This window comes from Porphyromonas canoris, from assembly GCF_000769115.1.
Classification (GTDB): domain Bacteria; phylum Bacteroidota; class Bacteroidia; order Bacteroidales; family Porphyromonadaceae; genus Porphyromonas_A; species Porphyromonas_A canoris.
On record NZ_JQZV01000003.1, the window covers coordinates 222,636 to 238,432 of the forward strand.

General features: G+C 45.6%; 17 protein-coding genes. 4 read left to right on the forward strand and 13 right to left on the reverse strand.

Features of this window, described 5'->3' with window-relative positions; all coding sequences use genetic code 11:
* Positions 1-18: 18 nt before the first annotated feature.
* Together hflX and HQ43_RS01675 are read left to right on the forward strand one after the other, a co-directional pair.
* Positions 19-1,269 (forward strand): GTPase HflX, encoded by a 1,251-nt coding sequence (gene hflX / locus HQ43_RS01670; RefSeq protein ID WP_036788843.1) that lies wholly within the window; start codon positions 19-21, stop codon positions 1,267-1,269.
* Positions 1,241-2,731 carry a CCA tRNA nucleotidyltransferase gene (locus tag HQ43_RS01675; protein WP_081964511.1) on the forward strand — a complete coding sequence of 497 codons (1,491 nt, stop codon included), beginning with the start codon at positions 1,241-1,243 and terminating at the stop codon, positions 2,729-2,731. Before hflX ends, HQ43_RS01675 begins: the two co-directional genes overlap by 29 nt.
* Positions 2,732-2,897: 166 nt before the next feature.
* On the opposite strand, the gene HQ43_RS01680 is transcribed toward HQ43_RS01675, so the two are convergent.
* Genes HQ43_RS01680 through HQ43_RS01720 form a run of 9 tightly spaced genes read right to left on the reverse strand, consistent with a single transcriptional unit; the run spans position 2,898 to position 10,296 of the window.
* Positions 2,898-4,937 (reverse strand): tetratricopeptide repeat protein, encoded by a 2,040-nt coding sequence (locus HQ43_RS01680; protein WP_036788846.1) that lies wholly within the window; start codon positions 4,935-4,937, stop codon positions 2,898-2,900.
* Positions 4,938-4,977: 40 nt separating this feature from the next.
* A complete protein-coding gene (gene def, locus HQ43_RS01685) occupies positions 4,978-5,529 on the reverse strand; it encodes a peptide deformylase (RefSeq protein ID WP_036788848.1) in 552 nt (183 codons plus the stop codon).
* 38 nt (positions 5,530-5,567) lie between these two features.
* Positions 5,568-5,999 carry a Holliday junction resolvase RuvX gene (gene ruvX / locus HQ43_RS01690; protein WP_036788850.1) on the reverse strand — a complete coding sequence of 144 codons (432 nt, stop codon included), beginning with the start codon at positions 5,997-5,999 and terminating at the stop codon, positions 5,568-5,570.
* 11 nt (positions 6,000-6,010) lie between these two features.
* On the reverse strand, positions 6,011-6,505 hold the full coding sequence (gene folK / locus HQ43_RS01695; protein ID WP_036788852.1) for a 2-amino-4-hydroxy-6-hydroxymethyldihydropteridine diphosphokinase: 495 nt from the start codon (positions 6,503-6,505) through the stop codon (positions 6,011-6,013).
* A gap of 16 nt (positions 6,506-6,521) precedes the next feature.
* Entirely contained in the window at positions 6,522-7,571 is a 1,050-nt protein-coding gene (gene queA / locus HQ43_RS01700) for a tRNA preQ1(34) S-adenosylmethionine ribosyltransferase-isomerase QueA (protein WP_036788853.1), read from the reverse strand.
* Positions 7,568-8,287, reverse strand: a complete 720-nt coding sequence (gene truB / locus HQ43_RS01705; protein WP_036788855.1) for a tRNA pseudouridine(55) synthase TruB — start codon at positions 8,285-8,287, stop codon at positions 7,568-7,570. The genes queA and truB overlap by 4 nt, the downstream gene beginning before the upstream one ends.
* A 4-nt stretch (positions 8,288-8,291) precedes the next feature.
* Positions 8,292-9,128, reverse strand: coding sequence for an undecaprenyl-diphosphatase UppP (uppP, locus tag HQ43_RS01710; protein WP_036788857.1), 837 nt, complete (start codon positions 9,126-9,128; stop codon positions 8,292-8,294).
* Positions 9,121-9,360 carry a DUF3098 domain-containing protein gene (locus HQ43_RS01715; RefSeq protein WP_036789084.1) on the reverse strand — a complete coding sequence of 80 codons (240 nt, stop codon included), beginning with the start codon at positions 9,358-9,360 and terminating at the stop codon, positions 9,121-9,123. The genes uppP and HQ43_RS01715 overlap by 8 nt, the downstream gene beginning before the upstream one ends.
* A 54-nt stretch (positions 9,361-9,414) precedes the next feature.
* Positions 9,415-10,296 carry a cell division protein FtsX gene (locus HQ43_RS01720; RefSeq protein WP_036788859.1) on the reverse strand — a complete coding sequence of 294 codons (882 nt, stop codon included), beginning with the start codon at positions 10,294-10,296 and terminating at the stop codon, positions 9,415-9,417.
* Positions 10,297-10,494: 198 nt separating this feature from the next.
* On the opposite strand from HQ43_RS01720, the gene HQ43_RS01725 reads away from it, so the two are divergent.
* Both HQ43_RS01725 and HQ43_RS01730 read left to right on the forward strand, forming a co-directional pair.
* The gene (locus HQ43_RS01725) at positions 10,495-11,637 is read left to right on the forward strand and encodes a porin (protein ID WP_036788862.1); all 1,143 of its coding nucleotides are present in this window, start codon (positions 10,495-10,497) and stop codon (positions 11,635-11,637) included.
* A gap of 230 nt (positions 11,638-11,867) precedes the next feature.
* Entirely contained in the window at positions 11,868-12,293 is a 426-nt protein-coding gene (locus HQ43_RS01730; RefSeq protein WP_161785867.1) for a hypothetical protein, read from the forward strand.
* Between the two features lie 420 nt (positions 12,294-12,713).
* Here the strand turns inward: HQ43_RS01730 and HQ43_RS01735 are convergent, their stop codons facing one another.
* The 4 genes from HQ43_RS01735 to HQ43_RS01750 all read right to left on the reverse strand — a co-directional run bounded on the left by HQ43_RS01735 (position 12,714) and on the right by HQ43_RS01750 (position 15,755).
* Positions 12,714-13,730: an FAD:protein FMN transferase gene (locus HQ43_RS01735; RefSeq protein WP_036788867.1), complete on the reverse strand. Its 1,017-nt coding sequence runs from the start codon at positions 13,728-13,730 to the stop codon at positions 12,714-12,716.
* Between the two features lie 15 nt (positions 13,731-13,745).
* On the reverse strand, positions 13,746-14,693 hold the full coding sequence (locus tag HQ43_RS01740) for a glycosyltransferase family 2 protein (protein WP_036789086.1): 948 nt from the start codon (positions 14,691-14,693) through the stop codon (positions 13,746-13,748).
* 19 nt (positions 14,694-14,712) lie between these two features.
* The gene (locus HQ43_RS01745; protein ID WP_036788869.1) at positions 14,713-15,255 is read right to left on the reverse strand and encodes a DUF4199 domain-containing protein; all 543 of its coding nucleotides are present in this window, start codon (positions 15,253-15,255) and stop codon (positions 14,713-14,715) included.
* A gap of 101 nt (positions 15,256-15,356) precedes the next feature.
* Positions 15,357-15,755 (reverse strand): DUF1573 domain-containing protein, encoded by a 399-nt coding sequence (locus HQ43_RS01750; protein ID WP_036788871.1) that lies wholly within the window; start codon positions 15,753-15,755, stop codon positions 15,357-15,359.
* Positions 15,756-15,797: the final 42 nt, after the last annotated feature.

Consider the following 15,797-nt stretch of genomic DNA (forward strand, 5'->3'; position numbering starts at 1 on the left):
GAAAAGTAGATCCAATAGATGAAAGACTTTATCATAACCGACACAGAATCCGAGAAGGCTGTCCTTGTTGGTTTAATTCTGCCTGAACAGACAGAGAGTGAAATAACCGAATATTTGGACGAACTGGCTTTTTTGGCACAGACAGCCGGAGTAGAGCCTGTCATGAGGTTTACTCAACGGTTGGATCATCCGCAGCCGGCAACTTTCGTGGGAAAGGGAAAGCTGGAGGAGATCAAGATGTACATAGAGGCACAAGAGGGAGAGATCGGAGTGGTAATATTCGATGACGAACTCGGTCCGAAGCAGATGCGAAACATCGAAAAAGAGCTAAAGGTCAAGATCTTGGACCGTACAAGTCTGATATTGGACATCTTTGCCGCTCGTGCTCGAACAGCACACGCCAAGACTCAAGTAGAGTTGGCTCAGTACAACTATATGTTGCCACGCCTTACCGGTCTCTGGACACACTTGGAGCGTCAGCGTGGAGGTGTCGGAATGCGCGGGCCCGGAGAAACTCAGCTTGAGACAGACAGGCGTATCATATTGGATAAAATAGCAAAGCTGAAACGAGATCTGCAGACCATAGACAGGCAGATGAGCGTACAGAGAAAGAATCGTGCTCAACTTATCAGGGTTGCTCTCGTGGGATATACCAATGTCGGGAAATCTACGATAATGAATGTGGTGAGCAAAAGTGATGTTTTTGCCGAAAATAAGCTCTTTGCCACTTTGGATACCACCGTTAGAAAGGTGATCATTCGTAACCTTCCATTTCTTCTTTCGGACACGGTCGGATTTATTCGTAAACTTCCTACTCAGCTCATAGAGTCTTTCAAATCCACTCTCGATGAAGTTCGGGAAGCAGATCTTATCCTGCACGTTGTGGATGTTTCTCATCCATCTTTTGAGGATCATATAGCTGTGGTAGAGTCTACTCTTTCCGAAATTTTGAAGGAGGAACGTAAGCCTACAATTATGGTCTTTAATAAGATAGATGCTTTCTCCTTTGTTCAGAAAGATGAAGATGATCTTACTCCGGAGACCAAAGAGAATATCTGTCTTGAAGATATTAAGCAGACATGGTTGAAAAATCTTGGTGCGGATGTATTGTTTATATCGGCTAAGAGCGGAGAAGGATTGGAGGAGTTTAGAAGTCGGATTTATGACAGAGTCAAAGAGCTGCACATGCTCAGATATCCCTACAATGACTTCTTGTTTGATGAATATACAGACCTGACAGATGAGTTTGACAGCAACGGAACTAAATAGACCCGATCTCTCTTTTCGCTTTATACCCGAATCGTTGAAAGCGGATATAGAGTCTGCGTTGAGTGATGGTATCTTTGAGGCAATAGCCCGATGTGCCGATGAGTTAGGTCTCGAAACTTACATTATTGGAGGTTTCGTCAGAGACATTGTTATGCATCGCCCTTCCAAGGATATAGATATTGTCTGTGTGGGGAATGGCATTGAACTGGCTCAGGCACTCAAGAAGAATTTTGGCAAGAAGTGTTCGCTCTCGGTTTTCAAAAACTTTGGAACGGCACAGATTAAATATAAAGGGTACGAGGTAGAGTTTGTCGGAGCACGAAAGGAGAGCTACCGAAGCGACAGTCGTAAACCGATAGTGGAAGACGGGACTTTGGAAGATGATCTTATCCGTCGCGATCTTACCATAAATGCGATGGCTATATCTCTGAACAAGGAGAGTTTCGGAGCGTTTATAGATCCGTTCGATGGCTTGAAGGATGTAGAGAACAGACTCATCAGAACACCTCAAAATCCGGATGCAACATTTGAAGATGATCCTCTGAGAATGATGAGAGCCATCCGCTTTGCCACTCAGCTCGACTTTGTAGTGGTTCCGGAAGTATTGGAGTCCATTGTTCGCAAGCATGAACGTATAGAGATTATCTCCATGGAGCGGATTTCGGATGAGTTTAAGAAGATTATTCTCTCTCCTCGTCCCTCTTTGGGGCTGGAGCTGATGATGGAAACGGAGCTGCTCTCTTACTATCTTCCCGAACTTGTTCTACTGAAAGGGGCAGAGACAATAGACGGAGTGGGGCATAAGGAAAACTTCAGCCACTCCCTTATTGTGTTGGATAACATTGCGAATGTTACGTCTGACCTTTACCTGAGATTGGCCGGGCTGTTCCATGATATAGCCAAACCGAAAACAAAGCGTTATGAGAAAGGTTTCGGATGGAGCTTTCACAACCATAATATAGAGGGTGCGAGAATGATTCCGAAGATATTCAAGCGAATAAAACTCCCCCTGAACGATAAAATGAAGTATGTTCAGAAACTTGTATTTCTTCATATGAGACCTTCGCAGCTTGCGGATGAGGGAGTTACGGATTCTGCTATAAGACGATTGTTGTTTGATGCAGGAGATCACATAGACGATCTCATGACGCTCTGCGAAGCCGATATCTCCAGCAAGAACCCCAAAAAGGTGGAGAAGTATCTCCGAAACTTTGCCATTGTAAGGCAGAAGCTGGTGGAGGTTGAAGAGAAAGATCGGATTCGGAATTTCAAATCGCCCATTACAGGAGAGATGATAATGCAACTCTATAATCTTTCTCCCTCAAAAGAAGTGGGTGTGATCAAGGAGGCGATTAAGGAGGCTATTCTTGATGGAAAGATACAAAATGAGTATGACGAAGCTTATGCCTATATGCTTGAGACGGCAAAGAAAATGGGACTCTCTCCGGTTGAGATTAAATAAAAAAAGAGGCTGTACCGGAGTTTAACTTCGGCACAGCTTCGACTTAAAAGTTTATTTTTGATTGGCACAAGCGTATCGTCCGACCATTCGGAGCAGTCTCCGGAAGTCGAGCGGTACGATTTCTTTTTATGCCATATATGGAGAAGAGAAAAACATCTTCTGTTTTCTACTGCATCCGTTTGAGAATAGCATACGCTCTGGAGATACCTTTTGAACCGGCCAAACTCATATTCTGAGATCCGGAAAGAATGTCTCCACTTGCGTATTGAGCCAATGCCAGATTGAAAAAGGCTGCGGCAAATGTAGGATCTTTGCGACAAACTTGAGTCAATACTTTTACCGCTTCCTGATATTGCCCTACATGATACAATAGTGTGCCATGGTTATACATGGCTACAAGGCTTTCCTGCCACAATGTCAAGAGCTGTTTGGAATCATTGAACGCTTGTTGAAGATGTGGAGAGTGTTGCCCTGTCTTTAGAGCGGCATCGAGCTTGTTGTAACTACTCTTTCCAAGAAAATCTTTGGTTTTATTCTCCTGTTTGGTTGCCTGATCTGATGTCTGCTCGGATCTGTACGAGAGGTAGTTCCCGGTAGATCTCAAAAGCAGCCAGAGCGGATCTTTGGTATCGTTATAACGAGTGTTATAGATGGCATTTGCAGAGTCGAAATCTTTGGTCGTCTCTAAGTCTATCGCCAAAACAAGTGCATCTCTGGCTGTGAGTGTGCTCTGCTTTTGAAGAGAGTCTATTCTTTGCAAGTGCTCTGCAATCATACTTTGAGAAAGAGACGGGGTATAAAGCACAATCTGAGGAGTAATATCCGGATTGAGATTGCTAAGAGCTCGTTCTACTGCCTTGTCTCTAATCCTGATAGGAATGGCATCTGTTTGTAAAAACTCATAGAAAGAGAGTCGGAGAAGCGGTTCGGCATCCAACGAAACCTCTCTGTCTTGAAGCTCTCCACGATTGTTTTCATTGTACAGACTGGTAAAATCTGTAGAAGAAGAGTTGTGGATGAGCATTCTGAACTTCTCTATATTCTGATCCTGTTCGCTTCGAGTAGCGTCCTCATCTTGAGCAGGGGAAGAGGGGAGAGCAGCCCGATTGGTTGCTGCAAGCTGTTGTAGTCTTGTAATCTCACGTATATCTTTCTTGTATCCCGACTCATTGCCCGTAGATTTGTGTGTCTCTGCTCTTGCCATAAGAGCAGGAAGGAATGTGGGATAGCTTTTAAGAATCGCATCAAAGTCGCTTACGGCTCCTTTGTATATTCCCAACTCTTTTCTCAAAAGCCCTCTATTGAATCGTGCAATCTGATCTTTAGGCTCGATAGCCAGTACAACGTCATAATCTTCAATAGCGGCATTCATATCGCCAACCCTCATTCGGAGCTGAGCTCTATTGAATCGAGCCGTACGATCATCGGAGTCTATGGATATGGCTTGTGTGTAGTCTTCGAGTGCTTCTCGGATATTGTGAATCTTGTAGTTGATAATTCCTCTAAGTGTGTATAGCCTCTTGTCTTTATTGTTCAAGGCAAGACCTCCGTTCAGCTCTTTCAATGCTTCCGGGATCTTATTTTTGCTGTAATAGATAGAGGATAAAAGCCTGTAAGGTTCGGAGGATAAAGCATCAAGAGATTTTACCTTTTCCAACAGTGAGATTGCCGTTGTTGTGTCTTGTCTTTCAAGCATCGAGCCACTGTGAATGAAGTAAGTAGGAAGATATTGGGGATAAAACCGCTCAAGTCTTGCAATATCTTTATCCAAAGCGTCGTACTCCTTATTGGTGAGATGAATCAAAGCCGAATTGTGTAACGCACCTTGATGATCGGGATTGTTGTACAATACTTTTTCATAATCCAGAGCGGCAAGAGAATCTTTACCCAGAGCGTGTCTTGAGATACCACGCAAAAAATAGGCATTGTACATGAACCGGTTGCGAATAAGGCAGGAATCACAATCAATCTCAGCTCCGATGTAGTCTCCCAAAGAGTGTTTGGCAAGAGCACGGAAGAAGTATGGCTCCGCCTTTTCAGGGGATGCGGATATAGCGGAAGAGAAGTAGCGAATAGATAGAAGATAGTCTTTGAAGTGAAGAGCATTACGACCAACAGATAAAGCTTTGTTCGTATCAACTTGAGCTTGGGCAAAGAGTGTTGCTACAATACAGAGTAGCAAGGCTATTCCGACTTTCTTATTCATGGTATATTCTATCTATTCAACCTCTTGTGGAGATTTGGTTCTACTTGTTCACGGTACGATAGTGGCAGTTTACAATGCCTTTGGATATTTTCAGAAGCTTATTTTTAATCAGTTGTTTTCTAAGTGGGGATACCCTGTCAGTAAACAGTGTCTGGGTGATATGATCATGTTCGTGCTGGAAGACACGAGCAGCAAAATCGTTCAATGTTTCCGTCTTTTCCTCAAAATTCTCATCGCGATAGCGAATTTTGACTTGAGTAGGGCGTACAACATTCTCGGAAATACCCGGAATGCTAAGACATCCTTCGGGCAAAGAGACTGTTGTTTCGTTGCTTTCCAATATTTCGGGATTGATAATGACTCTCTTGAAACCTTTGCATTCGGGATAATCTTCTCCTAAAGGGTCTGCATCTATGACAAGAAGCTTTAAGCTTTTTCCTATTTGTGGGGCAGCAAGACCTATTCCATCTGCATGATACATTGTTTCAAACATATCATCGATCAACTTCTTTATGCTATCGTTTATCTCTTCTATGGGAGCCGTCTCCCGGCGTAGTACATCTGTTCCGTAGAGGTAAATAGGTAATATCATTGTGTTTCTATCTGTATTTAAGCTATATAGTCTATCTTTTAATTGTGTATTGTCGGAGGTAGGTTGGCTTCCATGTAATCTCGCAGTATGATCACGGCAGCAATCTCGTCTGCAAGACCTTTCTCTCTCCGTTTCATCTTCTTTATACCTCCCTCTATCATACTTCTTTGAGCAATGGTCGTGGTATAACGTTCATCTGCCCAGTCTATAGGGATAGACGGGAAAGCTTTTTTTATTTTCCCTACAAGCGGTTGTATATATCTCATACTCTCAGAGTCCGATCCATCCGCCTGTTTCGGATAACCTATGATAATCTTCTCGACACTCTCTTTGCTTGTGTAATTCTGGAGAAAGGGGAGAAGTTGATTGGTCTCCACATATCCCAATCCATTGGGGATGAGCTTCAGAATATCCGTCACGGCTATTCCGGTTCTCTTCTTTCCGATATCAAGAGCAAGCCATCTTCCCATTAGACGTGATGTTAAGCGTTAAGTGCACGAAATCTGTTCCATAGTTCCTCTATAGTTTTTCCCGTAATCGGATCTACGACATCAGGAGCTATTTCTACTAAAGGAATGAGTACAAAATCTCGTTCTCTAAAGGCAGGATGCGGAATAGAAAGCAGAGGACTCTTGATATTGGTCTTTCCTATAAGGATGATATCTATATCAATGGGTCTGTCTTCATAGGTCTGACCCGATTTTTCTTTGCGTCCCATCTCCTTCTCTATCTCTTTTGCCTTTTTCAGTATCTCCTCAGGAGACAAGGGAGTAAGCACTTCTATGGCTGCATTGAGAAAGAGATGTTCGGAAGAGAATCCCATCGGTTGCGTCTCTATAAAAGAAGAAATCTGCTTGACTTCTCCAATGCGCTCACCAATGAGAGCAATAGCCTCTTTAAGGTTAGCCTCTCGCTCCCCGATATTGGAGCCAAGAGCCAGATAGCAAGATCTATAAGGAGATAAAGGACAGAGCATCTTATTCGGATCTTAATTACAATATGAGCATGGCATCGCCATAAGCACCAAACTTATATTTCTCCTCTATGGCAACCTTGTAGGCATTCATGATGGTATCGTATCCACCGAAAGCCGCAGTCATCATGAGCAATGAGGATTGGGACATATGGAAGTTTGTTATGAGAGCATCAGCCATGTTGAAGTCGTAAGGTGGAAAGATAAATCTACTGGTCCAGCCTTCAAACTCCTTTATAAAGCCATCCGTGCTGACACAAGTTTCCAAAGCTTTCAGCGTGCTTGTACCTACGGAAATGACTCTGCCTCCTTTTTCTTTGCATTTATTTACGACAGAGGTACATGCAGAAGTAACAGACATTTGCTCCGACCCCATTTTATATTTGGTGAGATCGTCCACATCTATATCTTCATAAGCACACAAACCGCTGTGAAGAGTAAGGTATGCAAAGTGGCAATCTTGAATTTCCAAGCGCTTCATAAGCTCTCTACTAAAGTGAAGTCCTGCAGCAGGAGCCACGACAGCTCCTTCTTCTGTTGCTACTATCGTTTGGTATCTCTCCTCATCATCTTCTTCCGGTTCTCTGTCTATGTATTCCGGTAGTGGAGTTTTACCCAAGCTAAACAGGATTTCCTTAAATTCATCGTGTGTCCCGTCAAAAAGAAAGCGCAATGTACGTCCTCTTGAGGTAGTATTGTCTATCACTTCGGCTACAAGATCTTCATTCTCCCCGAAGTAAAGTTTATTTCCTATCCTTATCTTTCGGGCAGGATCTACCTGTACATCCCATAAGAGCAACTCTTCTTTCAGTTCTCTCAGAAGAAAAACTTTGATCAGAGCCTTTGTTTTATCCTTACTGCCAATGAGACGAGCCGGGAAAACTTTCGTATTGTTCATGACAAAAACATCATTCTTGCCGAAGTACTCGATAAGATCCTTGAACGTTTTGTGCTCTATCTCTCCGCTATCCTTATGCACTACCATCAATCGAGACTCGTCCCTGAAGCGAGCCGGATATTGTGCAATAAGTTCATTCGGAATATTGATTACAAACTGGGATAATTTCATTGCTGTATATTTTTTATTGTATTCTCAATGTAGTTACTAAACTCTTCTATTTTTATCGCATTGTCAAGCGTATATTCTCCTACGGATAGGCGTGCCAATTCGGTCAGATGCGCTCCACTATCCAATGCTGTGCCCAAATCCCTTGCCAGAGAGCGTATGTATGTCCCTTTTCCACAGCTGATCTCCAGACTCAGGTAGGGAGGATTAAATCCAAGAACAGATATGTCGTAGATTTCGATTTGCTTTGGCTCAAGCTCTACCTCTTTCCCTTTTCTTGCCAGTTCGTAGGCTCTTTTCCCTTCTATTTTACAGGCACTGAATATGGGAGGTATCTGCTTGATGGATCCTATGAACCGGGGTAATACATCCTCTATTGACTTTCGAGAGATATGCTCCCACGGGTAGGTATTATCCACTTCGGATTCTAAGTCGAAGCTAGGGGTCGTCTCTCCAAATTTTATGGTAGCCCGATAGACTTTCTTTTGAAGCTGGATCTTCTCTATATCTTTTGTGCTCTTTCCTATGCAGAGGACTACCACACCCGAAGCCAAAGGGTCTAAAGTCCCGGCATGACCTACTTTGAGTTTTTTTATGCCAAGTGTTTTGCACAACATCCAACGGCATTTGTTTACAACATCAAAGGAGGTCCACTTCAAAGGCTTATCTATGGCTAAGATTCTGCCTGCTCTAAAATATTCTATAACGCTTTCCTGCATCCTGTCAAATCATGAAAGTGATTCCCCAATATACCAACACTCCCACAACGGAGGCAAATAGAATCCGATAGACTCCGAATGCCGCAAAGCCTTTTCTGCTGATGTAGCTGACAAAAAACTTGATTGCCAGCATCGCAACTATAAAGCTGACCACATTGCCTATGATAAGTGTATCGGCATTATCTACAAACACCTGCATCCCGAACTCTTTGTGTAGCTTGTAGGCTTGGAGCAGGGTCGCGCCAAACATGGTCGGAACGGCAAGAAAGAAGCTAAACTCTGCCGCACTTTTTTTAGTGAGACCGGAGAAAAGCCCTCCTACTATTGTTGCCATCGAACGTGAGATGCCCGGTAGAAAGATAGCTATGCACTGCCAAAGACCAACCAGGAAGGCTTGCTTGTACGACACTTCATCTCCGCTTTTTCGGAAAGAGATTCTGTCTATGAACAGCATTGCAACACCTCCGATAAAGAGGTTGGCAATGACTACCATTATACTGCCCAACATTTTATCCACCCAGTCATTGAATAGAAATCCCAGCACTGCTGCGGGAATGATGCCTACTAATAATTTAAGGTAGAAGTGCCCGACCGATGCAAGCCATGCCGAGGATGTTTGAGCTTTATTCTTCGGAGATATCTGAAAGAATCGTTCCCGGTATAACACCACTACGGAGAGTATTGCTCCCAGCTGTATCATGACCGTAAAGGCGCGGACATAAGCAGTGCTTTCCATCCCCATCAGTCCCTGAGCCACTACCATGTGCCCGGTGCTGGAAACGGGAAGAAACTCTGTGATTCCTTCTATGATCGCAAGAATGAAAGCCTCTATTCTACTCATGCTTTCCCTTGTATAGAATAGCGGCAAGTATGCCTATGTATCCTACTGTACAGAGCATGGGAGCTATGCGTATACGTGTCGTGCTGAACACTTCCGGATTGAAAGACACGCCATCGGGGGAGTCTCCCCCTGCCATAAGTATGTATCCTAAAACCACCAATAGAAGAGATACGACAAGGATGATGAGGTTTGTCTTTCCGTATAGAAAGGGGCGATATTTTTTCTGATCCATATTCATGAACTCATTATAAAGCAAAAAAGAAAATATGTATGTGGAAATCTGCTCTTATATCTTGTACAGCCTGTTTACGTCCATACGGAGGTATTTATTGACTGCAAAGAAAGATGAGATAAGAGCGATAATAAGACCAAATCCAAAGACCGTACCGATAACTATTGCGCCATTGGTAGCGGAGAGGATGGAGGAGAGTACCGGGAACTGTTTGGTGGCATAAAACCAGAGCCAGCCAAGCCCGGCTACAGCTATTGAGGAGGCTATGAGCGCACTTACGATGTTGTATCTGATGAAAGGCCTTCGGATAAAGCCGGGAGTGGCACCCACCAACTTCATTGTATATATACTGAATCGGCGCGAGTATATCACCAGGCGAAGCGTATTGCTTATCAGGAAGAACGAGATGGCAAGCAGCACTATTGCAAAGCCGAAGACAATGTAGCTTGCTGTCTTTATATTGCTGTTGACCTTCTCGAGCAGATCTTTTTTGTAGCTCAATCTTTCCATAGGGGCATAGCTCCGGATGCCGGCTTCGACCACGGCGAGGCTATCCGCGTTGGCAACATAGTCTCCTTTCACTTTCACCTCCAGAAACGCGTTGAGGGGATTCCAGCCCAAAAACTCTTCGGGCGACTCTCCCAGCTCTTCCGTCAGCTCTTTCAGCGCATCCTCCTTGGATATGTAAGCCACCTCTTTCACATAAGCCTTGCTCTCCAGGTCTTTTATCATCCGGTCAGCCTCACTTTCGGAGGCATCGGACTTCAGCTCTATCGTAAACGAGACGCTCTCCCGGACGTGATCCTTGAGGCCATAGCCCACGAGGACGAACATGGATATGATTCCGAGTAGGAAGAGTACAAGAGATATGCTTATAATACTTATGATCCGTGCGTGTATGAATCCGGATTTGTGTTTCTGTTGTTTGTCCCTCATCTCTAAAGCTATGATAAGATTATTATGCTCTCATTCACCGGCATACAAAGGTATAAAATTCTCTCTGCCTACACAACGGATGGCTTCGGCTCTCACAGATGAATAGAGAAGAAAAAGCATCGGATGAGATGGAATCTCCTTTAATTTCTTACCTTTGTTTCCGCTGAAAATAACTAAACAACTCTTAATACACATTCTATGAAAACAATTATGACAGCCACCTCAGCCCTTCTTTTGGTTGCGTCTCTTTTCTGCGGCACGGCTCATGCGCAGCAGCAGAGAGTCTTGGCAGCATCGGAGGAGTCGCTGGCTGAGCAGATTCATCTGGTAAAGTCGAGGCAGGACAAGTTCAAGCTGTTCCTCAACACACAGGCAGCCCTGAGCAGGACACAGGCGGGTGAGGAAATTCCGAGAGCCGCTTTCGAGGTACGCCAGCTGCGAATAGAAGCCAAAGGACAGATCAATCCGTGGCTCTCTTACCACTGGAGACAGAGACTCAACCGCCACAACGACGGCACCAACACCATAGACAACCTTTCGGCTTCGGTCGACGTCGCCGGGATCGGTCTGGCACTATCGGACAGATGGTCCCTCTTCCTGGGAAGACAAGCCGTGGCATACGGAGGGATAGAGTACGACCTGAACCCGATAGAGGTCTACGAGTATGCCGATATGTTGGAATACCTTCCTGCCTTTCTCACGGGGGCGAAAGTGGCGTACAGCCTCACACCGAACCATCAGTTCCAGCTCCAGGCGGTGAACTCGCGCATCCATTCGTTCGAGAGCAACTATCCGCAGGCCCGTGCCATGGGAGTGGAGGAAGCTATGTTCCCGTTCATCTACTCTCTGAACTGGAACGGAGCCTTCGGCCGACACTTCAAGACCCGTTACAGCGTCTCCTACTCGCCTCAGACAGAAAGACATAACGCCTACGTCGTGGCGCTTGGGCACGAGTTTTCCGTGGGCAACTTCGGAGGGTATTTCGACCTGATGTACTCCTTCGAGGGGCTCAACAGAAAACGCTTCGTCCCCATCAGAGAGAACGAGCACAACCTCTCCTACATCCTCAAGCTGCACTACCGCCTGACCGACCGCTGGAACATCTTCGCAAAAGGTATGTACGAAGGTCAGGGCGAGATCAAGGACAACCGCGAGGCGGGCAACTGGCGCATTTCCATGGGCATCCTCGGCGGCGTGGAGTTTTACCCGAACCGGGACAACAATCTCCGTTTCTTTGCCACCTATGTCGGCAGAACCTCCGAGCGGAAGTTCGAGGCGAAGTCCGATCCTTTCAGACACAGGGTTTCCGTCGGGTTCGTCTATCAGTTGCCGATGTTCTAACGCTCTGATTCCGACTTCTTTCCGGAACAAAAAGTTCCCGGTGCCGCATCCGTTGGCGCCGGGAACTTTTCGTTTTCTCCCTACCCGTTCCTGTGCCGCAACAAGCCGTTCAGGGATGTTTTTCTGCTTTTTGACCTTAAAAAGTCGCCCACTCCGAGATCCGCTTTAATACACTGCCGTTTGGCTGTCTGCGGGAAGCATGACACCTCCTTGCGGAAGGCACTAAATTTTTGTGGCTAATAAAAAAAATTTTTGTGGTCAAGAAAAAAAAGTTTTGTGGCCAAGAAAAAAAGTTTTGTGGTCAAGAAAAAAAAGTTTTGTGGTCAAGAAAAAAAAAGTTTTGTGGCCAAGAAAAAAAGTTTTGTGGCCAAGAAAAAAAGTTTTGTGGCCAAGAAAAAAAAGTTTTGTGGCCAAGAAAAAAAAGTTTTGTGGCCAAGAAAAAAAGTTTTGTGGCCAAGAAAAAAAATTTTTGTGGCCAAGAAAAAAAAGTTTTGTGGCCAAGAAAAAAAAGTTTTGTGGCCAAGAAAAAAAATTTTTGTGGCCAAGAAAAAAAGTTTTGTGGCCAAGAAAAAAAATTTTCGTGGCCAAGAAAAAAAATTTTCATGGGCATAGAAAAAATTTTTCATGGGCATAGAAAAAAATTTTTATGGGCATAGAAAAAATTTTTCATGGGCATAGAAAAAAAATTGTGTAGGCATGAAAGAAAATTTTTGTAGGTACAAAAAGTATTTTCTTTAGCATAAAAAATATATTTACATAGGCATAAAAAAATATTTTCATGCTTATGAAAAGAAGTTTTTGTGCGTTTTAGAGTTTATTTTTATGCTGTAGAAAATAAGTTTTCATCCGAACAGAAAAATTTTTTCGTCAGAACAAAAAATAATTTTTATACGTATAAAAAGAAATTTTTGTCCGAAAGAAAGAGAATTTTTGTCCGAAAGAAAGGGCATTTTTATAGGTAAGGAAAAAAAATTTCTGTACGTACGAAAAAAAATTTCTGTACGTACAAAAAAATATTTGTGTACGTACAGAAATTTCGTTGCCTGCGGATCAGATTTTCCTTTTCGTCCCGGAGGTTATGGGGCTTCTACGGGGGAGAGTCCTTTTGTGTAGGTGGAGATTTTGTTTTCTTCGTCCACGTAGATGAAGAGGACTTCGAGCCGGGGTTGGTCTCGGAGCACTTCGATGGCTCTTTGAAGACCCAAGCCCATGAAGGCTGTCGCCCAAGCATCTGCTTCTATGCAGGTGGGGGCTTTGACGGTGGCGCTCAGGATGTTTTGGTTGGCCGGCATTCCGGTTCCGGCGTCTATGGTGTGGGCTACTTTTTTGCCGTCCACGAAGGTGAAGTTGCGATAGTCGCCGGAGGTGGCGAGTGCGCCTCTGTCGCAAATGGAGAGGATGTACCGGATCTCCTGTATGGTGCTCGTGGAGTCTTCGACGGGGCGGTTGATGCCTACTCGCCAGCAGCTGCCTTGTGCATTTTGTCCGCGGCAGACCAGCTCGCCTCCGAACTCGACCATGTAGTCCGAGACACCGTGGCGTTCGAGCGTGTGCCCGATGAGGTCGGAAAGGTAGCCCTTGGAGAGGGAGACGGCGTGGACGGTGACGCGCGGATCTGCTTTGTGGACAATGGAGTCCTCCCGAATGGAGATCTTGTCGTAGCCGACGTATTGTCGGAGGCTGTCGAGCTGCTCGGGAGTCGGGGCGTGTCGTATTTTTCCTTTGGTGCCGAATCCCCATGCCTCAAAGTAGGGCGAGCCGGTGATGTCGTACACTCCGCCCGTGGCTCGGGATACGGCTTGGGCTGTGAGGATGACGCGCGCAAGAAGGCTGTCTGCGAGATGGGTTTCGTTCCGATTGACCCTGGAAATGAGGCTGAGAGTGTCGAAGTTGTTCAGGCTTTCCCCGAAAGATTTCATGGTGGCCTGTATCTCTTCCATCAGATCTTCCTCGCTCCGGTAGATGATGCGGTAGGTGGTGTGGAATGCCGTGCCGTTCATGGTGATGTAGGGCGCTTTCCGCTTGCCGCAAGAGATGAGCAGCGGCAAGAACGCCATGGCAAGGAGCCGAAGAAGAAGCAGGGTGCGTCTCATGAGAGTGTGGGGTGGTTAGAGGGTTTCTCGTATGTTGTGATGGTTGCGTCCGGGGGAGGTGCGGCACAGAAGTTCGCCCAAAAATCCGGTGAGGAAGAGCTGAACGCCAAGGATAATCCCCGTAAGCGCAAGGTAAAAGTAGGGACGGGAGGTAACCAAGGGCGCAGAGGTGTGGTTCAGAATGGCGATGAGCTTGTCCGCCCCCACCACGCAGAGCGCAATGAAGCTGATGAAGAACATCAGGCTGCCAAGCAACCCGAAGAAGTGCATGGGCTTCTTGCCGAAACGGCCGATGAACCAAAGAACCATCAGATCCAGGTAGCCGTTGACGAAGCGATTGAGCCCGAACTTCGTACTGCCGTACTTCCTGGCCCGATGCACGACAACCTTTTCTCCTATCTTGCCGAACCCCGCCTGCTTTGCCATGTAGGGGAGGAAACGGTGCATGTCGTTGTAGACTTCAAGGCTCTTTACCACTTCGTTTTTGTATGCCTTGAGGCCGCAGTTGAAGTCGTGCAGCTTTATCCCCGATACCGCTCTCACCGTGGCGTTGAAGAGCTTGGTCGGCATCGTCTTGGTGAGCGGATCGTAGCGTTTCTTCTTCCAGCCCGAAACGAGATCGTAGCCCTCTTGGGTGATCATCCTGTAAAGCTCCGGAATCTCATCGGGAGAGTCTTGAAGATCGGCGTCCATCGTGATGACAACCCTGCCCTGCGCAAGCTCGAAGCCATGGTGAAGAGCCGGGGACTTGCCGTAGTTCGTGGTGAACCTGATACCCCTGACACAGTCCGACTTCCGGCGCAGGTTCTTGATGCACTCCCACGATCCGTCCTTGCTGCCGTCGTCTATGAAAATGATTTCGTAGGTGAGCCCTTCCCGCTGCATCACCTCTACGATCCAGGAGTAAAGCTCCGGCAGAGACTCCTCCTCGTTGTAAAGAGGAATGACAATGGAGATGTCTATGTTCTGTTGCATGACCATATTATTTGTTCTTCCTGGCAAGCAAGCCTACCACGACACTGAAGATGAGACCGAAGAAGAGAGACCAGTTGCACATCGCCAGCATCAGACGGAACGGCGTTATGCTCCGGATGCTTTCGAGCAGTGCCTCTATGCGTTCCCTGTCCTGCCCGGACTTTGTCTGCTCCGCAAGCTGACCGAATGAGTCGTATGCCGCCTCCAATGAGCGTATGAACGTGTCGTCTTGGAATAAGATGCGATAGATAACCATCTGCCCCCCCGCATATATAATGGTGGCAAAGAAGACAAGCAGAATGGTATAACGAGCTGCACGCGAGAAGCTGATACTGCCCTGAAGCTCTGTGTCCCTATACTTGCAAACCAACAGGTAAATAAGCACAGGGTAAAAGAGAAACATCAGTACCATGAAAACCACGGAGATAATGTTCCGGTTGAGAAGAACCCACGAGAGATTCAAAATCATGTAAAGCCCTAAGATCAACCCTTGTTTGAGCGCAAACTGAATAGGACGGGGAGAGGGCTGTGTCGGTGAAGTCTGTTGCATATAAATGAGAAAAGCATACACCTAAGATAACTGCGTATATTAGAGTGTATGCCGTTTGTTATTACACTTACGGACAGAGAGGTTCCTCTATCCTTCTGATTCTATTCTACCACCCCTTTTATTGTAAGTATAAGAGGAGCACCGTCTTTACCATTACTATAAACAGAGACTGTCTTTACGAACGGATAGACACGATTGGTAGGGTCATAAACAACCGTAATGACACTGCTCTTGCCCGGAGCTATCGGCTCCTGACTATACTTGGGAGTAGTGCATCCGCAAGAAGACATCACCTTGGTTATGACCAAAGGAGCCGTTCCCTTATTGATAATGACAAAATCGTGCTTGACGTTGCCATCTTTCTCTTTGATCTTACCAAAGTCGTGAGTAGGCGACGGAGCTTCTATGATGGCTCTTTTAGTCTCTTGTGCAGATACGGTCTGAGAGCCTACAAACAGTGTCAAGACAGCTATGATTAAATAGAAAAGATTTTTGTTCATAATCCTAATTGTTTTTTTGTGATACAATAAGTTTTATCACTC